At 69.1% G+C, this 670-nt stretch carries 1 protein-coding gene; it reads right to left on the bottom strand.

The annotated features are described in order from the left end of the window. Positions 1–115 precede the first annotated feature (115 nt). The gene (locus Q664_RS26285; protein ID WP_084610386.1) at positions 116–520 is read right to left on the bottom strand and encodes a P-loop nucleotide/nucleoside kinase family protein; all 405 of its coding nucleotides are present in this window, start codon (positions 518–520) and stop codon (positions 116–118) included. Positions 521–670 lie beyond the last annotated feature (150 nt).

Genomic DNA, 670 nt, shown 5'->3' with positions numbered 1-670 from the left:
TCGGCGGGAGTTGGCGCGCTACCGCCACGCGCCTACTCCGACGTGGACAGAAACCATGTCCGGGGGCTTAGAGTGCCTAGCAAAACCTGGCTAGGGATGCGGGCCGTACAAGGGCCTAGTTGCTCACGCTGACGATGGCGCCTTCCAACTCGGCGGGTTCGGGCGCCTCGTAGAGGCCCTCGATGAGGTCGAACATTTCCGGCGTCACCTCCTTGGCGAAGGTCTCGCCCTTGGCGGTGTCGCGGCCGGCGACCCGGGCGCGGCGGACATCCTGCGGCGCGTCAACGAAGTGCCACTGCAGCGACAGGCCGGCGGCCTCGGCGATCTGGCTGATGCGCTCGCGGTCGGCGCGGCGCATCAGCCCGATGTCGAGGACCACCGAAGTCCCGGCGGCGACCACAGCGGCTGCCGTCGACCTGATCAGCGCCGCGCAGCGGCCGGCCCGCTCCAGCATCCACTGGAACTCGATGGGCCCGCGGACGTCGGGGCCGAAGAGGCGCGCGCCCCATTCGTCGAGGATGAAGGGGACTGGCGCCCTCCCGCCGGGCTAAGGCGTGGGCGTAGGTCGTCTTCCCCGCGCCGCAGGGACCGAAGATGACGTTGAGTTTGGCCGCCATGATGACCTCGCCGGGTAAGTCCTCCCAGGGGATGCCGATCTTGAGCACGAAGA

Origin of the sequence: Archangium violaceum Cb vi76, from assembly GCF_000733295.1 — a bacterium.
Lineage (GTDB): Bacteria > Myxococcota > Myxococcia > Myxococcales > Myxococcaceae > Archangium > Archangium violaceum.
Note: the sequence above shows the minus strand (reverse complement) of the source record. Positions and strands in the feature narration are given on the sequence as shown.